Genomic DNA, 24604 nt, shown 5'->3' with positions numbered 1-24604 from the left:
CGGTCCGGAACACGGATGAGGACAGCGGATTACTCAACCGGGTCCCACAGCAAGGCGCTTTACGGAGGTTTGACTTTCCCACTGGTTTCAGCGCAGGTCGGCCGCGTATCCCGGAAGAACCCGGCGCAGGGCGCGCAGCGCGTAGTATGCCCGGGACTTCACCGTACCCGGCGGGATGCCGAGGGCCTGGGCGGCCTCCGCCACACTGGCCCCGAGGAAATACACCAGCACCAGGACTTCGCGGTGCTCCGGAGTGAGTGTCTTCACAGCCTCGCGCACATCGAGCATGGCGGCGGACCGCTCGGCGTGGTCGGCGCACACCGGCGCGTGCTCCAGCACGGCGTCCCCGACCTCGGCCGGACGGGCCTGCCTGGCCCGCCGCGCGTCGATCGCCAGACGTCGCCCCACGGTCAGCAGCCACGGCCGTACGGAGGTGAAGTCGTCCGCGCGCAGCGCCTCGGGGTGCTGCCAGGCGCGTACCAGCGTCTCCTGGACGAGGTCCTCGGCGCGCTGTCGGTCGCCGTCGCAGAGCCTCAGCAGCAGGGCGAAGAGCGGCCGTCCGTGCTCGCGCTGGAGCGCGACGAGCTCGTGTTCGGCGGTCGTCGACTTCATGAGGATGGTTCCGGCCGTCATGGCCGTATGGGAGCGCAGGGCGCGGCGTGGGGACAGGGCGCGCGCACGGATCTGCGGCGGACGGTCGATCGCGTCGGCGAACGGTTCGACGAACGGTCCGTCTGTCCCAGTCGTGCGCATCCAATGGGTTGATGGGGGTGCCGGGGCTGTTTGCGACGACTGCCAATCCCGTACCTATTTATGGGTAAATACGATCGCAATGGGGTGAGTGATGATCGCACGCAGACGGCAGGTGGCCCTGGCCCTGACGGCCATTCTCACCGCGGCCGCCGCCTGCCAGGCCCACCGGCAGGAGGCCGACCGACCGGACCGGTTCGGCGGGCCCGCCCTGCCGGGCCCGTCCGCGGCCGCGGCCCGCGGCTTCACCCTGGTCGCCTCCGGGGACCTGATCCCGAACGGCTCGATCATCGAGCGGGCGCGCTTCGACGCGGGCGGCACGGGCTACGACTTCCGGCCGATGCTCGCCGGTGCCGAATCCGCCGTCTCCCGGGCCGATCTGGCGCTGTGTCACCTGGGGACGGTGTACGGCGCCGCCGACGACCCCGGCAGTCCCACCCCCCTCGTGTCCCCGCCCGAGATCTCCCTGGCACTCGCCGCCGCCGGCTACGACGGCTGCGCCACCGCGTCCGACCACAGCCTCGACGACGGCGCGCCCGGGATCCAGCGCACCCTCGCCGCGCTCGACGCGGTGGGCATGGCCCACGCCGGAACGGCCCGCACCGAGGCCGAGGCGCGTACCGTCACGATGCTGCGCGCGGGACCCGCGGCGGTCGCCCACCTCGCCTACACGTCCGGCACCGGCGGGCGCCCGCTGCCCGACGGGCAGTCGTGGGCCGTCAACCCGGTCGACGAGAACCGCGTCCTCGCCGACGCCCGGACCGCCCGGAAGGCGGGCGCCGACGTGGTCGTCGTCTCCCTGGACTGGGGCACCGAGTGGCAGGACGCGCCGGACGACCGGCAGCGGAGCCTCGCGCGGCGCCTCACCGCCGCGCGCACCGGCGGGCGCCCCGACATCGACCTGATCGTCGGCACCCACGCCCATGTCCCGCAGGCGTACGAGAAGGTCAACGGCACCTGGGTGGTGTACGGGACCGGCGACCAGGTCGCCGGTGAGGCGCGCGACCGCCAGGGCGTCCGGGACCCGCGCGGCAACCAGTCCACGATCGGCCGCTTCACCTTCAGCCCGCCGTCCCGGCCCGGTGGGCGCTGGGAGGTGAGCAGGGCCGAGTTCGTCCCGCAGATGTTCGACCTCGACGCCGGGCGCGTGGTGGACCTCAACCAGGCGCTCGCCCAGGGGGCCGACGTCGAGGGCATGCGCGACCGCATCCGGGAGGTGGTCCTCAGCCGGGGTGCGGCGAAGGACGGCCTGACCATGGGGGAGTGAGCGGCGGGCGACCGGGCTCACGCCGGGTCCGGCCATGCGGGGTCCGGCTCACGTCCGGTCGGGCGCCGGGCCCGGAACCCCGGTCCGAGCCGAGTCCCTGCCGGACCGGCTACGGCACCGGCGTCACCGGAGCGGCTACGGCACCACCGGCACCGGACCGGTCACGGCACCACCGTCACCGGCCAGCGCCCCGCCTTCACCAGCCGTACCGCCACGGAGCCGACGATCCGGTGGCCGGCCTGCTCCGAGGCGCCCACCACCACGGCGTCCGCCTTGAGGTCGTCGGCCGCCTTGACCAGGCCGCCGTAGGGGTCGCCGCGGAACGTGTGGAACTCCCAGCGCACGTCGAATATCCCCTTGACCCGCTCGGCGGCCTCCCGGATCTGTCCGACCAGGTCCTCGGCGATCTCGTCGGTCGTCTCCGTCACCGGGACTCCCATGGCCGCGCCCGCCGCCATCACCGGCTGCACGTACACCACCGCGAGCAGGGCGTGCTGGCGCCTGGCCAGACCGCCCGCGTAGGCCGCGGCGCGGAGCGAGGATTCGGAGCCGTCCACCCCGACGACGATGACCTTGGGCCCGTCGGTGCCCCGCTCGAACCGGGAAGAGTGCTGTTCCATCACGTCTCGAGGCTATCGGAGGCACCCGCTCCGACCCCCGACCGGTCCGAACCCGGACCGGCACCCGGCGCCCACACCCACCGGAGACCGTCCGCAGACCCTCCCGGCAGGCGCTCCGTACTCGCCCGAGCGGGCCGCAGGGCCTCCCGGCAGGCGGTTCGCCGGCCGTCCCGGCGGCCGGACGCGAGTACGACCGGCAAGACCGCCCCGCGCCTCCCGCAGGCGGCCCGCTGCTTACCCGGCAGGACGGCCCTGGGCCTTGCGGCGGGCGGGCCGGGGTGCTCCTGACAAGCGAGCCGTAGGCCTCCTGGCGGAGCGGTCCGCGGGCCTCCCGGTGGGAGAGCCGGGGCCCCTCCGGCAGGCGTGCCGGGGCCCTCCCGGCAGGTGGTCCGGGGCCCTCCCGGGAGGCTCCCGGTGTCTGGTGGACCGGGCTCTCGACGGGCGGAGCGGGCGGGCTGTTCCTACAGTCGGTACATGAGTGCCCCCGTGGAGGCCGCCCCGGCCGAGGACGCCCCGGGCCCGATACGGCCGCCCGTCGGCGGCTTCCTCGGCAGGGTGCCCGAGGCCTTCGCGACCTTCTTCGGCGTCCTGGGCCTGTTCTGCGCCCTGCTCGCCCTGATTCCGCCGCTGCGCGTGCTGCTGCACCCGGTCGAAGAGTTCCTCGACCTGCTGACCGTCCCCGTCAGCGCCAACCTCGCCTACGCCGTCTTCCTGTTCCTGCTGGCCGCCGCCACCGGCGCCCGCAAACGGATCGCCTGGTGGCTGGTCGTGGTCTACCTGGGCCTGCTGGTCCTGACCGACGCCTTGGGCGTGGCCGTCGGCCTCTACGCCGCGTCCCTGCCGTCCCTCGTCGTGTGCGGCCTGGCGCTGATCCTCCTCATCCCCGCCCGCGGGGAGTTCTACGCCGCCTCCCGCCGCGGCGCCGTACGGCGCGCGCTCGCCGTGCTGGTCGCCGGGCTCGCCGTGGCGATCCTGGCCGGCTGGGGCCTGGTGTCCCTCTTCCCCGGCACCCTGCCCGAGGGCCAGCACCTGGCCTGGTCCGCCACCCGCGTCCTCGGCGGCCTGGTCTCGGCCCGCTCCTTCGCCGGCCGGCCGCCCCACGTCGTGTCGTTCCTGCTCGGCCTGTTCGGCGCCCTCGCCCTGCTGAACGCCGCCGCGACCCTGTTCCGCTCCCAGCGCCTGGAAGCCGCCCTGCACGACGACGAGGAGCCGCGCATCCGCGCCCTGCTGCGCCGCTACGGCGCCCACGACTCGCTCGGCTACTTCGCCACCCGCCGCGACAAGGCCGTCGTCTTCTCGCCCAGCGGCAAGGCCGCGGTCACCTACCGCGTCGAGGCCGGTGTCTGCCTGGCCAGCGGCGACCCCGTGGGCGACCGCGAGGCCTGGCCGCACGCCATCGCCGTCTGGCTCGACGTCGCCCGCCGCCACGGCTGGGCCCCCGCCGTGATGGGCGCCTCCGAGGACGGCGCCAAGGCCTACGCGCGCGCCGGTCTGGGCGCCCTCCAACTGGGCGACGAGGCGATCGTGCACCCCGCCTCCTTCGACCTCGACGGCCGCGAGATGCGGGTCACCCGGCAGGCCGCCCACCGGGTGCGGCGCACCGGCGCCACCTGCCGGGTCCGCCGTCACGCCACCCTCGGCGAGGCGGAGATGGAGGAGGTCGTCGACAAGGCCGACACCTGGCGCGACACCGAGACCGAACGCGGCTTCTCGATGGCCCTGGACCGCCTCGGCGACCCCGCCGACGGCGACTGCCTCCTGGTGGAGGCGATCGGCGGGGACGGGCGGCTGCTCGCCCTGCTGTCCTTCGTGCCCTGGGGCGACGACGGCATCTCCCTGGACCTGATGCGCCGTGACCGCACCGCCCCCAACGGCGTGATGGAGTTCATGGTCGCCGAACTGTGCGCCGCCGCCCCCAAGCTGGGCGTGCGCCGGATCTCCCTCAACTTCGCGGTGTTCCGCTCCGCCTTCGAGGAGGGCGCCCGCATCGGCGCGGGACCGGTGCTGCGCGCGTGGCGCGGGCTGCTGCTGTTCTTCTCCCGCTGGTGGCAGCTGGAGGCCCTCTACCGCTCCAACGCCAAGTACCGCCCCGAGTGGTACCCGCGCTTCCTCTGCTACGGGGACGCCGCCTCCCTGGCCCGGATCGGCCTCGCCTCCGGCATCGCCGAGGGCTTCGTCTCCGTACCCTCGCTGCGCAAACTCTGGGGAAAGGGGCACCCGAAAGGCGCGCGGCGGCCCGCCACCACGTACGGGCTGCCGTCGCTGTCGGCGCTCGGTCTCGACGGAGGGGACGAGGCCGGGCCGGCCGGCCCGGACGCGGGCCTGCCCGAGCAGGTTCGCGTCCGGCACCAGAAGCTGGACCGGCTGCGTGCCGTCGGTACCGACCCCTACCCGGTCGGCGTCCCGCCGCGCACCCACACCCTCGCCGCCCTGCCCCCGGACGGACCGGTCACCGTCGCGGGCCGGGTCATGCTGGTGCGGGACTTCGGCGGCATCGTCTTCGCCGTGCTGCGGGACTGGTCGGCGGACCGTCAGGTGGCGTTCACCCGCGCGGAGTCCGGTCCCGCCCTCGACCGGTTCACCGCCGACACCGACATCGGCGACCACATCACCGTCACCGGCCGCGCGGGCCGCAGCGACAGCGGCGAGCCGACCGTCTTCGTCACCTCCTGGCAGCTCACCGGCAAGTGCCTGCGCCCGCTGCCGGACAAGCGCCACGGCCTCGCCGACCCCGAGGCCAAGGTCCGGATGCGCTACCTCGACCTCGTGACCAGCCCCGCCGCCCGCGACGTCGTGCGGGCCCGCTCCACCGCCGTGCAGGCGCTGCGCCAGGGCCTGCTGGACCGCGGCTACCTGGAGGTCGAGACCCCGATGCTCCAGCAGGTCCACGGCGGCGCCAACGCCCGCCCGTTCACCACCCACATCAACGCCTACGACCTCGATCTGTATCTGCGCATCGCCCCCGAGCTGTACCTGAAGCGGCTGTGCGTCGGCGGCCTGGAGAAGGTCTTCGAGCTGGGCCGCACCTTCCGCAACGAGGGCGTCTCCCACAAGCACAACCCCGAGTTCACCATGCTGGAGGCCTACCAGGCCTTCGCCGACTACGACGTGATGCTCGACCTCACCCGCGAACTGATCCAGGGCGCCGCCACCGCCACCTTCGGCCGGCCCGTCGCCCACAAGGACGGCACGGAGTACGACATCTCCGGACCGTGGCCGGTCAGGACCGTGCACGCCGCGATCTCCGAGGCGCTGGGCGAGGAGGTCGACGCCGGCACGGAACCGCCCCGACTGCGCCGGCTGTGCGACCGCGCCGGCGTCCCGTACACCGCCGACGACGGCCCCGGCGACATCGTCCTGGAGATGTACGAACGGCTGGTCGAGGAGAGGACCCGACTGCCCACCTTCTACAAGGACTTCCCGACCGACGTCTCCCCGCTGACCCGGCAGCACCGCACCGACCCGCGCCTCGCCGAACGCTGGGACCTCGTCGCCTTCGGCACCGAACTCGGCACCGCCTACTCCGAACTGACCGACCCCGTGGAGCAGCGCCGTCGTCTCACCGAGCAGTCGCTGCGCGCCGCCGGGGGAGACCTCGAGGCGATGGAACTGGACGAGGACTTCCTCGACGCCCTGGAGTACGCGATGCCGCCGACCGGCGGACTCGGCATCGGCGTCGACCGGGTGGTCATGTTCCTCACCGGCCTGACCATCCGGGAGACACTGCCGTTCCCCCTGGTGCGCCGCCGCTGAACCCGGCCCGCTCGACCGTACGGGTGCATTCCTGCCGCCGCTGAGGTGTCCTCGTGCCGCACCGGGTGCCACCCGTGCGACTGATAAATCATGAAAGAGGATCAGATCATCACGCGGCGCCGCGCGTTGCTCGCCGGTGCCGTCGCCCTGGGCGCGGTCGGAGTGGCCGGAGCGGCCGGTCTGCTCGCGCCGGACACGGTCGAGGAGCCGGCCGGACCCGTGGCCGGAGCCGCGGGCGCCCCGGCCCGCCGACTGGCGTCGAAGCCCTCCGCCTACCGCCTCGAACCCCTGACCGGCTACGGCGTCCCGCGCGCGGCGCCCCGCCGGACCCTCGTGCGCCACGAACCCCTGCTGAGTGTGTCCGGACGCGGCCGCACCATGGTGCTGACCTTCGACGACGGACCCGACCCCCGCTACACGCCCGGCATCCTGAGCACCCTGCGCCGGTACGACGTACGCGCCATGTTCTTCGTCTGCGGGGAGATGGCCGTCGCCAACAAGGGCCTCCTCGCCCGGATGGCCGACGAGGGGCACGTCGTCGGCAACCACACCTGGACCCATCCCCTGCTGACCCGGCTCACCCGCTCCCGGATCCGCACCGAGATGGAGCGCACCTGCGATGTCATCGAGGACGCCTACGGCGAGCGCCCCCTGTGGTTCCGCGCCCCCTACGGCGCCTGGAACCGGGCCGCCTTCCAGCTCGGCGCCGAACTCGGCATGGACCCGCTGGCCTGGACGGTCGACTCCCGCGACTGGACCGATCCCGTCCCCGGCACCCGCGCCATCGTCGACCGGGTGGAGGGCGGTGCCGCGCCCGGCGTGGTGGTCCTCTCGCACGACGCCGGGGGAGACCGCTCGCACACCGTCCAGGCGCTGCGCGACTATCTGCCGCGACTGCTGGACTCGGGCTACCACATCACGGTCCCGCGCCGGCAGTACGCGTGAGCGGCGATCGCCCGCCCGACCGGGGAGCGCTCAGCGGACCTCGGCCAGGCGGGCGAAGACGACGACGTTCCCGTCGTAGCCGTTCTGCTGGGTGAAGCCACCGCCGCAGGTGATGACCCGCAGCTCGGGGGTGCCCTTGGAGCCGTAGACGCGGTCGCTGGGGAAGTTGCTCTTCTCGAACACCTCGATGCCGTAGATCTCGAAGACCGCCGTCCTCCCGTCCCGGCGCCCCACCTCGACGCGGTTCCCCTTCTTCAGCGCCCCGAGCCCGTAGAACACGGCGGGACCCTGCTGGTTGTCGACATGGCCGACGATCACCGCGGTCCCCTTCTCGCCGGGCGAGACGGCGCCGGTGAACCAGCCGGCCAGATTCGGGTTGTCCGGCGTCGGCGCGTCGATCCAGCCGTCCGTGTCCAGGCCCACCGAGGTGACGGGCGCGTTCACCTGGATCGCGGGGATCCTGACCCGGTCGGGCACCGAGTACGGCAGGGGGTCCGGGGCCAGGCCGAACGCGCCCCGGGCGACACCGCTGCTGTTCGTGCCCGCCGCGGCTGCGGGCTGCGGAGGTCCGACGTCGAACTCGCCCGACCCGTTGCGGATCAGCGCGAGCCCGGTCAGCAGCACCAGCGCCATCACACCCCACGGCGCGCGCTTCCTGGGCCGCTCCTCCTCTTCCGCCACTTCGGACAGCTCGTACGCAGACATTCGCCATCCCCTCTCGACCCGGCCGTCGCCGTGTCGTTCGCGCCTGCGTAAACGCTAAGTCCCGGATGCGAAAGCGGCGACGAGTCACGCGCGAACGGGTGGCGCCGGGTCCGGGGTGCGCCATCCGGGTCGGCGCCGTACGGGAAATTTCTGACGGTCAATGACCTGCGGCAACATCAGATTGTGAGGTTTTCCGTCGGCGTGTCGCCTCACCGGGACGGACCATTCCCGAAATGCGGCCGCGTGCGGTGCGTCCGAGGGTCGTACCAGGAGGCGCTTTCTCGCCGATCGACCGGGGACGGGTCCCGGGGCGCCGTCCGCGGAGGTTTTCATGCGAAACTCACGTGCCCTGGCGGCCGTGGCCACTGCGGTCGCCGTCCTCGGCTTCGCAGTCCCCGCGGCCTTCGCGGACGGGATGGGCAACGGGAGCGGCGGGATCCCCCCGAACGGCGTGGGTGGGGTCAGCGGCATCGGACCGGGCATCGGCGGCATCGGACCGGGCAACAACTGGGGCGGCGGTTTCCCCAACAACAACTTCGGCCCGGGGCGGGGCAACGGCTTCGGCCCCAACAACGGCTTCGGCCCCAACAACGTCTTCGGCCCCAACAACGTCTTCGGCCCCAACAACGGTTTCGGGAACAACAACGGCTTCGGCCGGAACAACGTCTTCGGGCCCAACAACGTCTTCGGGCCGAACAATGTCTTCGGCCCGAACAACGCCTTCGGCCCCAACAACGGTTTCGGCCCCAACAACGGTTTCGGGAACAACAACTTCGGTCCGGGTCGAAACGACTTCGGTCCGGGTCGAAACGACGGTGTTCTCGGCAACAACGGCCGCGGTCCCGACAACGCCTTCGGCCCGGACAACGGCCTGGGGAACAACGGGGGCCTCAACAACTGGGGCCCCAACGGCGTCGGCAACAACGTCGGTTTCGGCAACAACAACGGCTTCGGGCCGCGGAACATCATCGCCCAGCCCGGCGTGGTCCCCGTCGGCGGCCGGCTCACCGTCACCGTGGACGGCTGCCGCAACGGCGGTGTCATGGCCTCGCGCGCCTTCCGCAACAGCCCGCTGCGACCGCTCAACGGCACCAACGACACCGCCAGGGGCGTCGCGACCATCGACAACAACGTCCGGCCCGGCCGGTACGACATCACGGTCGACTGCAACGGCCGGACCCTGACCCGCCCGGCGGCCTTCACCGTGATCGGCGGTGTCCGCGGCGGTGTCGGCGGCAGCATCTCGATCGGCGCGACCCCGACCGACATGGCCATCGGCGGCGGGCTCGTGGGCGCGGCCGGCCTCGGCGGTGCGGTGTTCTGGATGCGGCGCCGCGCCGAGAAGCGCGTCTGACCGGCGGCCTCCCACCGTCAGTCGCCGTCCTCGCTCTCGCGGCGGCGCCCGAGGTGGTACGCCGTGCCGATGGAGCCCGCGATGAGCGCGGCGCCCAGAGCGATCTCCTTCAGGTCGAAGCCGGCGACACTGCCGCCCTCGCCCGCCTGGACGGCCCGCGGCACCTGCTGCACGGGTACGGGCGTGAGGCCGGTGTCGTCCGGCCCGCCCGCGGCGATGGTCAGGTCCGTGGACCCACTCACCCCGTCGCAGGTGAACGTCACCCGGTGCACGGCCCCGGCCCGCGCGGCCCGGTCGACCGTCGTCACGGCCGACGGACGCCCGGCGGGGATCCGTACCGTGTCGAAGGCCCCCGAGGCGACCGTGGCGGTACCCCGGCAGGCGCTCCCGTCGCGGTCGATCTGGAGGGTGAGCTGTCCGCCCGGCGCGATGCTCCGGGGCAGCACGCTGAAACCGAACGGCGTGACGCCGTGGCCGCTGTCGCCGTCGCTCGCGACGACGGCCGGCGCGGAGAGGGCCAGTGCGGCGGTGACGCCCAGCAGGGCGGCCGAAGCGACGCGTATCGCGCGCATGGTGGATCCTCCGGTCTCCGAGGAGCAGCCGCGGACCTGTTCCGCCTGAGCCGAAAATGCACCTCGATGACCGAAACGCTAGGAACGGACGGATGCCCCCGCGATCGCAGTAGTGCGAACGGGTTAACCGTGTGGACCGAGTGGGCGGATCTCCGCCCGCGACCGGGACGTGCGCCGGTGTCCGTGGGACGCCCGCGGCAGGCCGCGGGCGTCCCCTTCCTCCCCGGTACGGCCCGTCAGCCGCCCGTGTGCGGGAACAGGTGCAGGAACGGCTCCGCGGTCGCGGCGACGCCGCGACTGTAGGGCGAGTCGAAGTCCCAGATCAGGAAGAGCAGGAAGGCGATGAGCGCCGAGAACATCCCGGCCAGGGCGAGTTCCCGCGCGGTACGCCGGATCTGGAGCGCGAAGACCATGCCGATGGTGATGACGGCCCCGATGAGCAGCCCGAACCACACGACGCCCGGCATGGTGGACCCGGTGGAGTCGGCGCGGGCGTTGCGGGCCTGGTCCGCCGCGGCGACCTGGTCGAGCAGGGGCTGGTAGGACTGGGCCTCGAAGTCGTTCTTCGGCTGGTAGTCCGTGACGTCGGCGCGGACGCGTCCCAGCAGTTCGGTACCCCGGTCCGTGACGTCCCCGTGTTCGGCCATCGCCTTCCACTCGGTCGTCACGACGTGTCCGACATAGGTGTTGACGTCCGCCCGGATCCGGTCCCGTACATCGGGGGGATATGCCCGGACCCGCTCCGAGATCTCGTGCAGCGCCTGGGCCTCCGCCTGCACATGGTCCTGGGCGACGCTGCGCGCCTCCCAGACACCGGCGATGGCCAGGCCCAGGACGATCGCGTAGACCACGCCGATCCACATCGTCATGTACTCGATGACGTCCGGTGTCTCGTCGGGGTCCTCGTCCTCGGGGGCTCTGCGGGCCCGTACCAGGGTGATCACGACCACCACGGCACAGGCGGCCGCCATCGCGAGCGTGAGAACAAGCCATTCCGGCAAGAGGTGCCTCCAGAGGATCAGCGGGGGCGCAGCGCGGCGACGGCGACGAGCGCGGGCACGGTGATGAGCAGGACGTAGACGACGGGCGGCGTGGTGTCGCGGGCGGGCCGCGGCGGCGGGGCGGAGTGGTGGCGCGGATAGCTCACGGGCGTCACGGAGGGACGCGGGGTGGGCTTCGGCGGCGGCTCGGGGGTCCTCGCCGGGGCGGGGGCCGGTGGTGGTGGCGGCGGGACGGGCCGCGGCCGGGGCGCGGGCGGTGCCGGTGGCGGAGGGGGCGGTGGTTCAGGGCGGGGCTTCGGTGGCGCCGGGGTCGGGACGGGCGTGGGCTTCGGTGGTGGTGGCGGCGGCGGAGGTGGTGGAGGGGGCGGCGGGGGTGGCGGGGGTGGAGGTGGCGGGGGTGGCGTCGGCGACGGCACCGGGCACGACGGGGGAGTGGGCCAGGCGCCGCCTCCCGCGACCGCCGCCGCGTGGGTGCCACCTCCCGCGACCGCCACCGCGGCCATGCCGTCCGGGCCGGTCGAGGCCCACGCACAGGCGTCGGCCACCGCGGTGCCGACCGGCGCGCCCACCAGCGTCCAGACCAGCGTGACAACGGCCAACACCCTTGTGACGAAGGTGGATCGGGTCGGTTCGGGTCCTTGCACGACGGAGATCATTCGCTCTGCCGGGGACGCACACGCGGGACCGGTCGAGGATTGCCCCGAAGGAGGGACAGGTGCCGTACGGCGGTTTGAGCGGCCCGCCGGGGCGGGGCGGTCGGGACGTACGCGCGTACGAGGTGGGCGGGGCGGGACACAGGCTCCGGAAAGAATTTCGCGCTCTGGCTGAACACAACCCCCGTGCCCGTGCGTACCCAGTGTCGTGCGGCGGCTCACAGGGAGTCGCGGCACCCAATGTGGATGATCGGGGAGTTGACGATGAAGACCTCCTGGCGGAGCGCCTCTCTCGTGGCGAGCGCTGTGTCCGTGCTGGCGCTGACGACGGCGTGCGGCCAGGAAAACGGCACGCCGGCCGCCAGCCAGAACGTCGGGGCCACGGCCGCGGCGGGAAGCTACGGCAGCGCGGGCGCCGGTCTCGGCGCGGACACCTCCAACAACGACCCGGCGGCGCAGACCGCCACCGCCGGCGAGCTCACCGTGTCCGACAACGCGCAGCTCGGCAAGGTGCTCACCGACAGCACCGGTCTGACCCTGTACCGCTTCGACCAGGACACCGCCGAGCCGCCCAAGTCGAACTGCGACGGCGACTGCGCCACCACCTGGCCGCCCGTCCCGGCGGACGACGCCACGGCCGGCGAGGGCATCGACAAGGCGCTGCTCGGCGAGGTCACCCGCACCGACGGCACGAAGCAGCTCACCGTCAACGGCTGGCCCGCGTACCGCTACGCCAAGGACACCAAGGCCGGGGACACCGCCGGTCAGGGCGTGGGCAACAAGTGGTTCGCGCTGGCCCCCGACGGCAAGAAGGCGAAGTCGGCCAGCCTGGCCGGGCTGTCGGTCCGCAAGGACCCCACCCTGGGTGACATCGTCGTCGACAAGAACGGCATGACGGTCTACCGCTTCATGAAGGACGAGGCGTGGCCGAAGCCGGTGTCGAACTGCACCGGGGCCTGCCTGGAGAAGTGGCCGGCGGTCGCGCCCGTCTCCGCGAACGACACCAAGGGTGTCGTGAAGAAGGGCCTGATGAGCTTCACCCGGTCCGACGGGGTCAAGCAGCAGACGGTCAACTGCTGGCCGATCTACACCTTCTCCGGTGACAAGGCGGCCGGGGACATCAACGGTCAGGGCGTCGGCGGTACGTGGTACGCGGTGGCTCCCGACGGAAAGCCGGTCGGCGCGCCGAAGCAGTAGGGATCACCTCCCCAGGGCTGATCGCTGCTGCCCGACGACGCGCGCGACCCAGATCCGCCCCCTCCGGCCGCACGGAGGGGGCGGATCGTCGTGCGCGGTGGATGTGCTTAACGCCGAGTTTCCCTGACGGTTGATCAACCTTCATGATTCTCAGGAACCTTCGGAACTGCCCGAGTTCTTCGGCAGTGTCTCGGGCACCTTTCGTGCGGCGCGGGCCGGACCTCCCTCCGGCACGTGCCGCAGGCAGTGACCGGGAACGGACGGTCAATTTCCGTTTCCGCTCGCTCCTTTGGCGGGCGATCAGTAGCCTCAGCTCGAACACCGGATCGTCCACGCCTTGGAGGGTTGGATGGAGCGTCCCGCTTGGGCCCCACGGAGCATCGACATCTCGGTGCCGAGCGTTTCGCGCATCTACGACTACTACCTGGGCGGTTCGCACAACTTCGAGGTCGACCGGGAAGCGGCCCGCAGGGCCATGGAGTTCATGCCGGGACTGCCCAGGATCATGCAGGCGAACCGGGCGTTCATGCGCCGCGCGGTGCGCTTCGCGGTCGCCGAGGGCGTCACCCAGTTCCTCGACATCGGCTCCGGCATCCCCACCCACGGCAACGTCCACGAGGTGGCGCAGGCCGCGGACCCCGGCGCGCGTGTGATGTACGTGGACCACGACCCGGTGGCCGTCGCGCACAGCGAGGCGGTGCTCGCGGGCAACGACGACGCGGACGTGGTCGCCGCCGACCTGCGCAAGCCCCAGGAGATCCTGTCGAGTCCTCGGGTCCGGCAGCTGATCGACCTGAATCGTCCAGTGGCGCTGCTTCTCGTTGCCATACTGCACTTCGTGGAAGACACGGACGACCCGTACGGTGCGGTGGCGGAGCTGCGCGAGGCCCTCGCGCCCGGCAGCCTGCTGATCCTCACGCATGCCTCGTACGAGGGAATCCCGCTGCCGCCGGAGCGGGCCGAGGGCGCGGTGGACGTGTACAAGGACATTCGCAACCCGCTGGTCATGCGCTCGCGGAACGAGATCGAGCGGTTCTTCGAAGGGTACGACATGGTGGAACCGGGACTGGTGCCGATGCCGCGGTGGCGTCCGGAAACGGCGCCGGAGGACGACGACCCCTACGCCTTCTCCGGTTTCGCGGGCGTGGGGCGTACGGCGTGACCGCGGAACCGGACGGCCCGGAGGACAGACTGCGGCGGTTCGCCACGATCTGGAGCCGGGCGGTGTACCCGGTGACCTCGACGTCCCTGACCCGGCCGGAGTTCGAGGAACTGCTGCTGCCGCTGGCCAGGCGGCTGAGCCACGCGCTGTGGGCCCGCACCTTCGACGCCGCCGAGGGCAAGGCGGTCGGCGCCGCCCTCGTCGCGGCGCACTGCACGGACCCCGACGCGCTCAGCCGCGCGCTGGACTGCGTCGACGCCTACCTCGTGCTCTACTGCGGCGGCGACGGCTCCCGGGAGGACCTGCGCACCCGTTCCTCCCGGCTCCAGCACGCCATGGCCGCCGGGTACGCGCAGGCGCTGCGCGACCGCACGCTCGCCGAACAGGAGGCGATCGCCCGGGCCGCGCTCCAGGCGCAGGGCGTGGTCGCCCAGGCGCTGCACGCGAGCGAGGCGCGCTTCCGGGCCGTGTTCGAAGGCGCGGCCATAGGCATCAGCATCGCCGACCTGGACGGCAACGTCCTGGAGGTCAACGGGGCGATGCTGCGCATGTTCGGCGGCTCCGAGCAGACGCTGCGCGGCCGCAACGTCCGGGACTGGACGCACGCCGAGGACGCGCCCCAGGTCTGGCGGCTGTACGAGGAACTGGTGCGCGGCGACCGCGAGCACTACCACGTGGAGAAGGCCTACTACCGCCCCGACGGGACGGTGCTGTGGACCAACCTCACGGTCTCCCTGCTGCGCGACGCCGACGGCGCACCGCAGTACCAGCTGGCGCTGATGGAGGACACCACCGAGCGCCGCCTGCTCAACCTCCGGCTGCGTTACGAGGCCACGCACGACGCGCTCACCGGGCTGCCCAACCGCACCCTGTTCTTCGAGCGCCTGGAGAAGGTGCTCGGCGCCGGTCCGGGACAGCGCTTCGGCCTGTGCTACCTCGACCTCGACGGCTTCAAGACCATCAACGACAGCCTCGGCCACGCGGCCGGCGACCGGCTGCTCGTCGAGGTCGCCGACCGCCTCCAGTCCTGCGCGACCGCGCCCGGCGAGATGGTCGCGCGGCTGGGCGGCGACGAGTTCGTGGCGCTGACCACCGGGCCCGACACCCAGCGGGAGGTCGACGAGCTCGCCGCCCGCATCATGAACGCCCTGGTCGCCCCGATCAGCGTCGACGGCCGGGAGCTGACCGTGCGCGGCAGCATCGGCGTGGTCGAGGGCGCGGCCCAGGAGCGCAGCGCGGCGGAGGTGCTGCGCAGCGCCGACATCACGATGTACCGGGCCAAGTCCGCGGGCGGCAACCGCTTCGAGCTCGCCGACCCGGAGGCCGACGCCCGCGCCATCACCCGGCACGGGCTCACCACGGCACTGCCGGCCGCCCTGGAGCGGGGCGAGTTCTTCATCGAGTACCAGCCGCTGGTCCACCTCGGGGACGGCAGCGTGCACGGCGCCGAGGCGCTGGTGCGCTGGCTGCATCCGCAGCACGGCGTGCTCGGCCCCGACCGGTTCATCCCGCTCGCCGAACACACCGGCCTGATCGTCCCGTTGGGCCGCTGGGTGCTGGAGCAGTCGGTCCGGCAGGCCGGCCGGTGGCACGAACGCCACGCCGACAGCGGCCCGTTGCGCATCAACGTCAACCTCTCGCCCTGCCAGCTCACCCACCCCGGCCTGGTGCAGGACACCGTCGAGATCCTGGAGCGCACCGGTGTCGCCCCCGAGGCGCTCTGCCTGGAGGTGACCGAGTCGGCGCTGATCGGCGCGGACGACGACCTGCTCAAACCGCTGCGCCGACTGGCCGAGATGGGCGTCGACATCGCGCTGGACGACTTCGGCACCGGCTACTCCAACCTCGCCAACCTGCGACGGCTGCCGGTGAGCATCCTCAAGCTGGACCGCTCCTTCACCCAGAGCATGCAGCAGTTCCCCGCCGACCCCGTCGATCTGAAGATCGTCGAGGGGATCGTCTCGCTCGCCCACAGCCTGGACCTCGCGGTGACCGTGGAGGGCGTCGAAACCGGCGCCCAGGCCGAGCAGTTGCGGATCCTGGGCTGCGACACGGCCCAGGGCTGGTACTACGCCCGCCCCGGCCCGCCGGAGCGGCTGCACGAGCTGGCGCTGGTGGACGCGACGGGGTGAGCGCCGTAATCCGGTTGCGCGGGCACCGGGTCCACGTGTGAGCATCGGCGCGTGATCGATGACTCAGACGCTGTGAACGAGGCGATCGCGGGCGAACTGCGCCTGCTGGACCCGGCCGTCCGCTCCTCCCGTGCCGAGGCCGTCCGGCTGCTCGACCCGGAGTTCGTCGAGGTCGGCGCCTCCGGGCGGCGCTACACGTACGAGGAGACGGTGGCCGGGCTGCCCGACAAGCCGGGCAGCTCGGCCGGCGGTCCGCGCTACCGGGCGTCGGGGTTCACCGGAGTGGTCCTGGCGCCCGGCCTGGTGCACCTCACCTTCGAGACCGAGTTCGACGGGGTACGGGCCCGGCGCGCCTCCCTGTGGCGCAGGCGCGACGCGGAGACGGGCTGGCGCATGTACTACCACCAGGGCACCCCGGTGCCGCCGGAGATCGACTAGGACGCGCTCCCGGCCAGGACGCGCTCCCGATCACCGCTCCAGCAGCATCCGCTGGAGCTCGCGGGCCGCCCGCGGCGGAGCCACGTCGCTGCGGTGGGCCAGGGCGATCGTGCGCTGCAGGCCCGGCTGGGCCAGCGGGGTCACCCGCAGCCCGTGCCCGGCGCGAGCGGCCACCATGCGCGGTACGACGGCGACGCCCAGCCCGGCCCGTACGAAGCCCAGCACCGCGTCCATCTCGCCGCCCTCCACCGCGAAGTCCGGCTCGAACCCCTCGACGCGGCACGCGGCCACGGTCAGCTCCCTGAGGTCGTAGCCGTGCCGGAACATCACCAGCCGCTCGCCCTCCAGATCGGCCACGCGCACCGTCTGCCGCCCGCCGCCGGGCGGGTCCGCCTCCGGCGACGACACCACCACCAGGTCCTCGCGCAGCAGCTCCACCGTGGTCAGCGCGGGCGACGGGGTCGGCAGCGGCAGCACGACCAGCGCCAGGTCCAGGGCGCCGCGGGCCAGCTCCCGCACTAGGTCGTGCGAGCCGCTCTCCTCGATGATCAGGTGGACGCCGGGATAGCGGTCGTGGAAGGCGCGCAGCACGTCCGGCAGCAGACCGGTGCACAGGCTCGGGGTCGCGCCCAGCCGCACCCGGCCGCTGCGCAGCTGCAACAGCTCCAGCACCTCGTGCCGCGCGGTGTCCGCGTCGGCCAGGATGCGCCGGGCCAGCGGCAGCAGCGCCTCGCCCGCGTCGGTGAGCGTGATGTTGCCCCGGGCGCGCAGGAACAGATCCGCCCCCAGCTCCCGCTCCAGCGCCTTGATCTGCTGCGACAGCGACGGCTGCGCCACATGGACGGATTCCGCGGCCCGGGTGAAGTGCCGGGTCTCGGCGACCGCCACGAAGTACTGAAGCTGCTGGAACTGCATACCTCCACGATAACCCATCGATAGTCACACGCTATGGATTCGAGGTGGACCATGTCTTGGACCGATCGGGACCTTCGGCCCTAACGTCAGGACCCATGGCTCTGGCAACGCGGACGGACCGACGGGCGTCACTGGCACGCACCGTGTGGGACTCCTCCATCGGTAAGAAGGCAGTGATGGCCGTCAGCGGCCTGATCATGCTGCTGTACCTGGTCGCCCATGTGATCGGCAACCTGAAGATCTTCTTCGGGGCAGGCGAGTTCAACCACTACGCCCACTGGCTGCGCACCGTCGGCGAGCCCTTCATGCACTACGAGTGGACCCTCTGGCTCGTCCGGGTCGTGCTGGTCCTCGCGGTGGTCGCCCACGCCACCTCCGCCTACCAGCTCAGCCGCCGCGACATCAGGGCGCGCCCCGGCAAGTACGTGCACAAGAAGCCCCGGGCGAGCTACGCGACGCGCACCATGCGCTGGGGCGGCGTCATCCTCGGCCTGTTCATCGTGTGGCACATCCTCGACCTGACCACCGGCACCGTGCACCCCGGCGGTTTCCAGGAGGGCCACCCCTACCAGAACGTCGTCGACACCTTCTCCACCTGGTACGGCGACGTCGTCTACATCGTCGCGATGCTCGCGCTCGGCCTGCACGTCCGGCACGGCTTCTGGAGCGCCGCCCAGACCCTCGGCGCCGGCAGCCGCACCCGCGACCGCGCCCTCAAGACCGTCGCGAACGTCCTCGCACTGCTGCTCACGGCCGGCTTCGTCGCCGTGCCCGTGGGCGTCATGACCGGAGTGGTGAGCTGACCATGACCTACACCGACTACACCACCGGCGAACCCGTCGCCGACACCAAGGCCCCCGCGGGGCCCGTCGCCGAACGCTGGGACAAGCGCCGCTTCGAGGCCAAGCTGGTCAACCCGGCCAACCGCCGCAAGCACACGGTCATCGTCGTCGGCACCGGACTCGCGGGCGGCTCCGCCGGCGCCACCCTCGCCGAACAGGGCTACCACGTCGTCCAGTTCTGCTACCAGGACTCCCCGCGCCGGGCCCACTCCATCGCCGCGCAGGGCGGCATCAACGCCGCGAAAAACTACCGCAACGACGGCGACTCCGTCCACCGGCTGTTCTACGACACCGTCAAGGGCGGCGACTTCCGGGCCCGCGAGTCCAACGTCCACCGCCTCGCCCAGATCTCCGTCGAGATCATCGACCAGTGCGTGGCCCAGGGCGTGCCCTTCGCCCGCGAGTACGGCGGCCTGCTCGACACCCGCTCCTTCGGCGGCGTCCAGGTCTCCCGTACCTTCTACGCCCGCGGCCAGACGGGCCAGCAACTCCTGCTCGGCGCCTACCAGGCGCTGTCCCGGCAGATCGCGGCCGGGAACGTGGAGATGCACCCGCGCACCGAGATGCTCGACCTGGTCGTCGTCGACGGACGGGCGCGCGGGATCGTGGCCCGGGACCTCGTCACCGGCAGGATCGACACGTACTTCGCCGACGCCGTCGTACTCGCCAGCGGCGGCTACGGCAACGTCTTCTACCTGTCGACCAACGCCATGAACTCCAACGCCACCGCCGTCTGGCGGGCGCACCGGCGCGGCGCCCTGTTCGCCAACCCCTGCTTCACCCAGATCCACCCCACCTGCATCCCGCGCACCGGCGACCACCAGTCCAAGCTGACCCTGATGAGCGAGTCGCTGCGCAACGACGGCCGCATCTGGGTGCCGAAGGCCAAGGGCGACGACCGGCCGCCGAACCGCATCCCCGAGGACGAGCGCGACTACTACCTGGAGCGCATCTACCCCTCCTTCGGCAACCTGGTCCCGCGCGACATCGCCTCCCGCGCCGCCAAGAACGTCTGCGACGAGGGCCGGGGCGTGGGCCCCGGCGGCCAGGGCGTCTACCTCGACTTCGCCGACGCCATCGAGCGGATGGGCCGGGCGAAGGTCGAGGAGAAGTACGGCAACCTCTTCGACATGTACGCCCGGATCACCGCCGAGGACCCGTACACCGTGCCCATGCGGATCTACCCCGCCGTGCACTACACGATGGGCGGCCTGTGGGTCGACTACGACCTCCAGACCACCGTCCCCGGCCTGTTCGCGATCGGCGAGGCCAACTTCTCCGACCACGGCGCCAACCGCCTCGGCGCCTCCGCGCTGATGCAGGGACTGGCGGACGGCTACTTCGTCCTGCCGTCCACCATCAACGACTACCTGGCCCGCGCCCCGCACCAGGAGACGGTGACCGCGGAACACCCCGTCGTCCAGGAGGTGCTGGCGGAGACCGAGGACCGGCTGAACCTGCTCCTGTCCGTCGACGGCGACCGCACCCCGGACTCCTTCCACCGCGAACTCGGCGAACTGATGTGGGAGTTCTGCGGCATGGCCCGTACGGACACCGGTCTGCGCAAGGCCCTGGAGCGCATCCCGCAGATCCGCGAGGAGTTCTGGCGGCGCATCAAGGTCCCCGGCACCGGCGAGGAGTTCAACCAGTCCCTGGAGAAGGCCAACCGGGTCGTCGACTACCTGGAACTCGCCGAACTCATGTGCCTCGACGCCCTGCACCGCGCCGAGTCCTGCGGCGGCCACTTCCGCGAGGAGTCCCAGACCTCCGACGGCGAAGCGGCCCGCAGGGACGAGGAGTTCGGCTACGCGGCCGCCTGGGAGTTCACCGCGACCGGCGAGCCCCCGACCCTGCACAAGGAAGACCTGGTCTTCGAGTACGTCCACCCCACCCAGCGGAGCTACGCATGAAGCTCACCCTGCGCGTCTGGCGACAGCGCAACGCCGACGCCGAAGGCGCCATGTCCACCTACGAAGTGGACGGGATCTCCTCCGACATGTCCTTCCTGGAGATGCTCGACACCCTCAACGAGGAACTCATCCTCAAGGGCGAGGACCCCGTCGCCTTCGACCACGACTGCCGCGAGGGCATCTGCGGCGCGTGCAGCCTGGTGATCAACGGCGACGCGCACGGACCCGAGCGCACCACCACCTGCCAGCTGCACATGCGGTCCTTCCGGGACGGCGACACCATCGACGTCGAGCCCTGGCGGGCCTCGGCCTTCCCGGTCGTCAAGGACCTGGTCGTGGACCGCTCGGCCTTCGACCGGATCATCCAGGCCGGCGGCTACATCACCGCACCGACCGGCGCCGCGCCCGAGGCCCACGCCACCCCCGTGCCGAAGCCGGACGCCGACCTCGCCTTCGAGCACGCCGAGTGCATCGGCTGCGGCGCGTGCGTGGCCGCGTGCCCCAACGGCGCGGCCATGCTGTTCACCTCGGCCAAGGTCAACCACCTCAACGTCCTGCCGCAGGGCGCGCCCGAACGGGAGACCCGCGTCCTGGACATGGTCGCGCAGATGGACGCCGAGGGCTTCGGCGGCTGCACCCTCACCGGGGAGTGCGCCACCGCCTGCCCCAAGGGCATCCCGCTGATGTCCATCACCGGCATGAACCGGGAGTGGCTGCGGGCCACCCGCAGGGCCGCGGGACGCTGAGCGCCCCGCCGCCCGCCGCCAGCCGGCCCAGGACCGGCCCGTGCCGACGGGCCCGTACCGACGGGCCCGTACCGACGGGCCCGGGTCACGGACCGGCCGGAGCGGGCGGCCGAGAGACGTTCGCCGACAGGGTGCGGACGGGCGGGACCGGGAGTGGTGCTCATCCCCGGTCCCGCCAGGCACCCGTCAGGCAACCGGCGGTCACCCGCCGGTCACGGCACCGCCACCCGGCCCCGCCGGGACCGACGCCGAACAGGGGAAAGCCACCGGGTCGGGCGGGTCGCGGAGGCGGCCCGCACCGCCGCGCGGCTATGGCTGTCGGCATGGCACTCCTCTCTCCTCCCGCCCCCGCCACGGGGGACACCCAGGCACCCGCAGGACGGCACGACCGGCCGGCCGCCCTGCGCGGTCCGTGGCTGTGGCCCGCGCTGGCCACCCTCGTCGCCGCCCTGTACCGGATCGGCGAACCCCTGCTCGGGCGCGACGAGCTGACGAGCTGGGACATGTCCGCACGCAGCGTCGAACAGGTGCTCGCCACCGTGCGCCGGGTGGACGCCGTGGTGGGCACCTACTACCTGCTCCTGCACGGCTGGACCCGCCTGTTCGGGGACTCGCCCGCCGCCCTGCGCCTGCCCTCGGCCCTGGCCATGACCGCCACGGCGGCGTGTGTGGCGCTGATCGGGCAGCGCCTGTTCGGCCGCCGGGCCGGACTCGCCGGCGGCCTGCTGTTCGCCCTGATCCCGGGGGTGGGCCGGTTCGCCCACGAAGCCCGCCCGTACGCCCTGGTGATGCTGGCCGTGGCCCTGGCCGCGCTGCTGCTGCTGCGCGCCCTGGACCGGCCGCGCAGCACGGCACGCTGGGCGCTCTACGCGCTGGCGGTGCTGGCCGTCGGACTGTTCCATCTGATCGCGCTGACCTGCCTGGTCGCGCATCCGGTCCTGGTGGCCCTGCGGGGCCGGCCGGATCGCCGCCGCTGGTGGGGCTTCTGCCTCGCCGTCACGGCCGCGGCCGCCGCGCTGACCCCACTGGTCCTGCTGGGCCGCACCCAGACCGGCCGGCAGAGCTCCTGGATCGCCCGGCCGGAGGGCTGGGGCCTGGTCGACATCTGGTCGCAGCTGTTCTACTCCGGTCTGTGCGCCGGGGCGCTGATGCTGCTCGTCGCGCTGGCGTTCGGGCAGCGCCGGGACGCCGTCGCCTTCTGCGCGGTCTCGGCGCTGGTGCCCCCGCTGGTGATCTGGACGGTGTCCCAGGGCGGGATGTCGTACTTCTACTTCCGCTACATGCTGTTCACCCTGCCGGCCCTCGCGGTACTGGCCGGAGCCGGGCTCGCGGCGGCCGCCCGGACCCGGCCGGTGATCGCCTCGGTGCTCGCCGCCCTCGCCGTGCTCACGCTGCCCGAACAACTCGCCCTGGGCGAACCGCTGGCGCACTACTGGACCGGTGGCCCCGACTACGCGGCGGCCGCCCGGACCATCAGCCGGTACTACGCGCGGGGCGACGCGATCGTCTACGACCGGGACGAGGAGGCGGGCATGTTCCCCCTCGGCGTCCGCTACTACCTGCCCCGCGACCTGGCACTGCGCGACGTCTTCCTCGCCGAGCCGGCCGTCAGCCGCGACGACCTGCTGTCGACCGACTGTCCGCAGCCGGAGAAGTGCCTGCGGGGCGAGAAGCGGATCTGGCTGGTGGTGATGGGCGACCAGAGGGATCCGTTCGACGGCCTGCCGCCGCTCCAGGCCGCGGCCCTGCGCGCCCATTACACCGCGTACGGCGCGGACCGCCCGGGTGGACTGACGGTGGCCCTGCTGCTGCGGACGAAGTGACGCGGCGGTATTCCGGACGCAAAGAACCGGTCATTCAGCAGCCGCACATCCACGGGCCCCGCACAGGACACGTCGAGGCCAGCCTGGAGCGGAAGAAGTGAGGTGCAGATGTCCTCACGCTTCAGCCCGGCACAGGAGACCGTCATGACCGCCATGCCCGCCTCGCCCCCCGCAGTGGCCGCCCCGGCCGGAGGATCCGGCTATCTGGTCTCGCTCGCCCGCGACCAGGACGACGTCCGAGCCGCTCAGCGCCTGCGGCACCAGGTGTTCGCCGGCGAGCTGGGCGCCCGCCTGGACGGCCCCGAGCCGGGCCTGGACGTGGACGCCTTCGACGCCTACTGCGATCACCTTCTCATACGGGACAGCGCCACCGGCGAGGTGGTCGGCACCTACCGGCTGCTGCCGCCCGAGCGGGCCGCGGTCGCCGGACGCCTCTACTCCGAGGGCGAGTTCGACCTCGGGCCGCTCGCCTCGATCCGGCCCGGACTGGTCGAGGTGGGCCGCTCCTGCGTGCACCCCGACCACCGGGACGGCGCGGTCATCGGCCTGATCTGGGCCGGCATCGCCCGCTACATGGTCGAGCGCGGCCACGAGTGGCTGGCGGGCTGCTGCTCCGTCCCGCTCGCCGACGGCGGCGCGCTGGCCGCGGCGACCTGGGACCGGGTGCGCGAGAAGCACCTGGCGCCCGAGGAGTTCCGGGTACGGCCGCTGCGGCCCTGGACCCCACCCGCGGGCCTGACCCCGCCCGCGCGCACCGAACTGCCCGCCCTGCTGCGCGGCTACCTCCGGCTGGGCGCCTGGGTGTGCGCCGAGCCCGCCCACGACCCCGACTTCGGGGTCGCCGACCTGTACGTGCTGCTGTCGATGCGCCGGGTCAACGAGCGCTACCTGCGGCACTTCCTCTCGCTCGTCCCGGCCTGATGAGCGTCTGGCTGCCCAGCGCGCCCTGCACCCCCGGGGCGTGCGTGGAGCCGACGGGCTCCGCCGCCGCCGTACCGCGGGCCGTGCTGCGGACGACGGCGATGATCGTGCTGCTGCTCGCGGGGATCACGCTGCTGCCGCTGGGCCGGTGGATCCCCGCGGAGGCGATACGCCGGTGGAGCCGGTGGATCGTACGGGCCGCCGGGGTGCGGATCCGGGTCACCGGCCCCGCCGCGCCCGCCGGCGGGCTGCTCCTGGTCGCCAACCACATCTCGTGGCTCGACATCCCGCTGCTCGCCGCCGTGCGACCCGCCCGGATGCTGGCCAAGGCCGAGATCCGGCAGTGGCCGGTGGCGGGCCCGCTGGCCGCGGGCGGCGGCGTGCTGTTCATCGACCGCGACCGGCTGCGCGCCCTGCCCGACACCGTGGCCCGCATGGCGGACGTCCTGCGGGCAGGCGGGGCGGTCGCCGTCTTCCCCGAGGGCAGCACCTGGTGCGGCCGGGCCCAGGGCGACTTCCGCCGGGCGGCCTTCCAGGCCGCGCTCGACGCGGGGGCGGCGGTCCAGCCCGTACACATCCGCTACCGGTTCGCCGGGGGAGCGGCCAGCACCGCGCCCGCCTACGTCGGCGACGACTCGCTGCTCGCCTCGGTGTGGCGGGTGGTGTCGGCGCGCGGGCTGATCGCCGAGGTGGAGGTCCGGCCCGCCCTGCCCGCGGGCGCGCCGGCCGACCGCCGCGCCCTCGCCCGCGCGGCGCAACACAGCCTGGGCGTACGGGCCGGCGGGCATCCCTGACGGCGGCGGGCGCGCCCGGCGGCGGCCTGCACGTCCGACGGTGGCGCGCACCCCTGACGGTGGCGCGCCCTCGCGGCAGCGGTCGTTCGTGACGGTCGCCGTGC

The 24604-nt window shown here is 72.8% G+C and carries 22 protein-coding genes; 14 read left to right on the top strand and 8 right to left on the bottom strand.

The genetic code is table 11. The features are described 5' to 3' along the window. Nucleotides 1-87 precede the first annotated feature (87 nt). Entirely contained in the window at nucleotides 88-633 is a 546-nt protein-coding gene (locus tag ACZ60B_RS06550) for a sigma-70 family RNA polymerase sigma factor (RefSeq protein ID WP_469385066.1), read from the bottom strand. Between the two features lie 211 nt (nucleotides 634-844). Here ACZ60B_RS06550 and ACZ60B_RS06545 point away from each other — a divergent pair, with 211 nt between their 5' ends. Next, nucleotides 845-2017 carry a CapA family protein gene (locus ACZ60B_RS06545; RefSeq protein WP_469384734.1) on the top strand — a complete coding sequence of 391 codons (1173 nt, stop codon included), beginning with the start codon at nucleotides 845-847 and terminating at the stop codon, nucleotides 2015-2017. A 161-nt stretch (nucleotides 2018-2178) separates the two neighbouring features. On the opposite strand, the gene ACZ60B_RS06540 is transcribed toward ACZ60B_RS06545, so the two are convergent. Then, a complete protein-coding gene (locus tag ACZ60B_RS06540; protein ID WP_469384733.1) occupies nucleotides 2179-2640 on the bottom strand; it encodes a universal stress protein in 462 nt (153 codons plus the stop codon). Between the two features lie 471 nt (nucleotides 2641-3111). Here ACZ60B_RS06540 and lysX point away from each other — a divergent pair, with 471 nt between their 5' ends. Together lysX and ACZ60B_RS06530 are read left to right on the top strand one after the other, a co-directional pair. After that, nucleotides 3112-6390, top strand: coding sequence for a bifunctional lysylphosphatidylglycerol synthetase/lysine--tRNA ligase LysX (gene lysX, locus ACZ60B_RS06535; protein WP_469384731.1), 3279 nt, complete (start codon nucleotides 3112-3114; stop codon nucleotides 6388-6390). Nucleotides 6391-6480: 90 nt separating this feature from the next. Continuing rightward, nucleotides 6481-7335: a polysaccharide deacetylase family protein gene (locus tag ACZ60B_RS06530; protein WP_469384729.1), complete on the top strand. Its 855-nt coding sequence runs from the start codon at nucleotides 6481-6483 to the stop codon at nucleotides 7333-7335. Between the two features lie 30 nt (nucleotides 7336-7365). Here the strand turns inward: ACZ60B_RS06530 and ACZ60B_RS06525 are convergent, their stop codons facing one another. Further along, nucleotides 7366-8040, bottom strand: coding sequence for a class F sortase (locus ACZ60B_RS06525; protein ID WP_469384727.1), 675 nt, complete (start codon nucleotides 8038-8040; stop codon nucleotides 7366-7368). An 871-nt stretch (nucleotides 8041-8911) separates the two neighbouring features. Here ACZ60B_RS06525 and ACZ60B_RS06520 point away from each other — a divergent pair. Next, the gene (locus tag ACZ60B_RS06520) at nucleotides 8912-9394 is read left to right on the top strand and encodes a hypothetical protein (RefSeq protein WP_469385064.1); all 483 of its coding nucleotides are present in this window, start codon (nucleotides 8912-8914) and stop codon (nucleotides 9392-9394) included. A gap of 17 nt (nucleotides 9395-9411) precedes the next feature. Here ACZ60B_RS06520 and ACZ60B_RS06515 read toward each other — a convergent pair whose 3' ends face one another. The 4 genes from ACZ60B_RS06515 to ACZ60B_RS06500 form a co-directional block, all read right to left on the bottom strand. Continuing rightward, nucleotides 9412-9966, bottom strand: coding sequence for a hypothetical protein (locus ACZ60B_RS06515; protein WP_469384725.1), 555 nt, complete (start codon nucleotides 9964-9966; stop codon nucleotides 9412-9414). 236 nt (nucleotides 9967-10202) lie between these two features. Then, on the bottom strand, nucleotides 10203-10967 hold the full coding sequence (locus ACZ60B_RS06510; RefSeq protein WP_469384724.1) for a bestrophin-like domain: 765 nt from the start codon (nucleotides 10965-10967) through the stop codon (nucleotides 10203-10205). Nucleotides 10968-10984: 17 nt separating this feature from the next. Further along, nucleotides 10985-11113, bottom strand: a complete 129-nt coding sequence (locus ACZ60B_RS06505) for a hypothetical protein (protein WP_375976498.1) — start codon at nucleotides 11111-11113, stop codon at nucleotides 10985-10987. A gap of 136 nt (nucleotides 11114-11249) precedes the next feature. Then, nucleotides 11250-11390, bottom strand: a complete 141-nt coding sequence (locus tag ACZ60B_RS06500) for a hypothetical protein (RefSeq protein ID WP_469384721.1) — start codon at nucleotides 11388-11390, stop codon at nucleotides 11250-11252. Nucleotides 11391-11884: 494 nt separating this feature from the next. Here ACZ60B_RS06500 and ACZ60B_RS06495 point away from each other — a divergent pair, with 494 nt between their 5' ends. The 4 genes from ACZ60B_RS06495 to ACZ60B_RS06480 all read left to right on the top strand — a co-directional run bounded on the left by ACZ60B_RS06495 (nucleotide 11885) and on the right by ACZ60B_RS06480 (nucleotide 16549). After that, nucleotides 11885-12817: an SCO0930 family lipoprotein gene (locus ACZ60B_RS06495; RefSeq protein ID WP_469385062.1), complete on the top strand. Its 933-nt coding sequence runs from the start codon at nucleotides 11885-11887 to the stop codon at nucleotides 12815-12817. Nucleotides 12818-13166: 349 nt separating this feature from the next. Further along, nucleotides 13167-13979, top strand: a complete 813-nt coding sequence (locus ACZ60B_RS06490; RefSeq protein WP_469384719.1) for an SAM-dependent methyltransferase — start codon at nucleotides 13167-13169, stop codon at nucleotides 13977-13979. After that, nucleotides 13976-16111, top strand: coding sequence for a putative bifunctional diguanylate cyclase/phosphodiesterase (locus tag ACZ60B_RS06485; RefSeq protein WP_469384718.1), 2136 nt, complete (start codon nucleotides 13976-13978; stop codon nucleotides 16109-16111). The genes ACZ60B_RS06490 and ACZ60B_RS06485 overlap by 4 nt, the downstream gene beginning before the upstream one ends. A gap of 51 nt (nucleotides 16112-16162) precedes the next feature. Then, complete coding sequence (locus ACZ60B_RS06480; RefSeq protein ID WP_469384716.1) at nucleotides 16163-16549, top strand: nuclear transport factor 2 family protein; 387 nt, start codon at nucleotides 16163-16165, stop codon at nucleotides 16547-16549. A gap of 30 nt (nucleotides 16550-16579) precedes the next feature. Here ACZ60B_RS06480 and ACZ60B_RS06475 read toward each other — a convergent pair whose 3' ends face one another. Further along, complete coding sequence (locus ACZ60B_RS06475) at nucleotides 16580-17464, bottom strand: LysR family transcriptional regulator (protein ID WP_469384714.1); 885 nt, start codon at nucleotides 17462-17464, stop codon at nucleotides 16580-16582. A 131-nt stretch (nucleotides 17465-17595) separates the two neighbouring features. Between ACZ60B_RS06475 and ACZ60B_RS06470 the strand changes: the two genes are divergently transcribed. The 6 genes from ACZ60B_RS06470 (at nucleotide 17596) to ACZ60B_RS06445 (ending at nucleotide 24500) form a co-directional block, all read left to right on the top strand. Further along, the gene (locus ACZ60B_RS06470) at nucleotides 17596-18267 is read left to right on the top strand and encodes a succinate dehydrogenase (protein ID WP_469385061.1); all 672 of its coding nucleotides are present in this window, start codon (nucleotides 17596-17598) and stop codon (nucleotides 18265-18267) included. Nucleotides 18268-18269: 2 nt separating this feature from the next. Beyond that, nucleotides 18270-20216, top strand: a complete 1947-nt coding sequence (locus ACZ60B_RS06465; RefSeq protein ID WP_469384712.1) for a fumarate reductase/succinate dehydrogenase flavoprotein subunit — start codon at nucleotides 18270-18272, stop codon at nucleotides 20214-20216. Further along, nucleotides 20213-20962 (top strand): succinate dehydrogenase/fumarate reductase iron-sulfur subunit, encoded by a 750-nt coding sequence (locus ACZ60B_RS06460; RefSeq protein WP_351610372.1) that lies wholly within the window; start codon nucleotides 20213-20215, stop codon nucleotides 20960-20962. Before ACZ60B_RS06465 ends, ACZ60B_RS06460 begins: the two co-directional genes overlap by 4 nt. Before the next feature lie 323 nt (nucleotides 20963-21285). Continuing rightward, nucleotides 21286-22785 (top strand): glycosyltransferase family 39 protein, encoded by a 1500-nt coding sequence (locus tag ACZ60B_RS06455; RefSeq protein WP_469384711.1) that lies wholly within the window; start codon nucleotides 21286-21288, stop codon nucleotides 22783-22785. 153 nt (nucleotides 22786-22938) lie between these two features. Continuing rightward, nucleotides 22939-23706, top strand: a complete 768-nt coding sequence (locus ACZ60B_RS06450; RefSeq protein ID WP_469385058.1) for a GNAT family N-acetyltransferase — start codon at nucleotides 22939-22941, stop codon at nucleotides 23704-23706. Beyond that, a complete protein-coding gene (locus tag ACZ60B_RS06445) occupies nucleotides 23706-24500 on the top strand; it encodes a lysophospholipid acyltransferase family protein (protein ID WP_469384709.1) in 795 nt (264 codons plus the stop codon). Before ACZ60B_RS06450 ends, ACZ60B_RS06445 begins: the two co-directional genes overlap by 1 nt. Nucleotides 24501-24604 lie beyond the last annotated feature (104 nt).

It is taken from the genome of Streptomyces sp. NPDC104096, assembly GCF_055584385.1.
The sequence above is the reverse complement of the archived record's forward strand: the minus strand, read 5'-3'. Positions and strand labels throughout refer to the sequence as shown.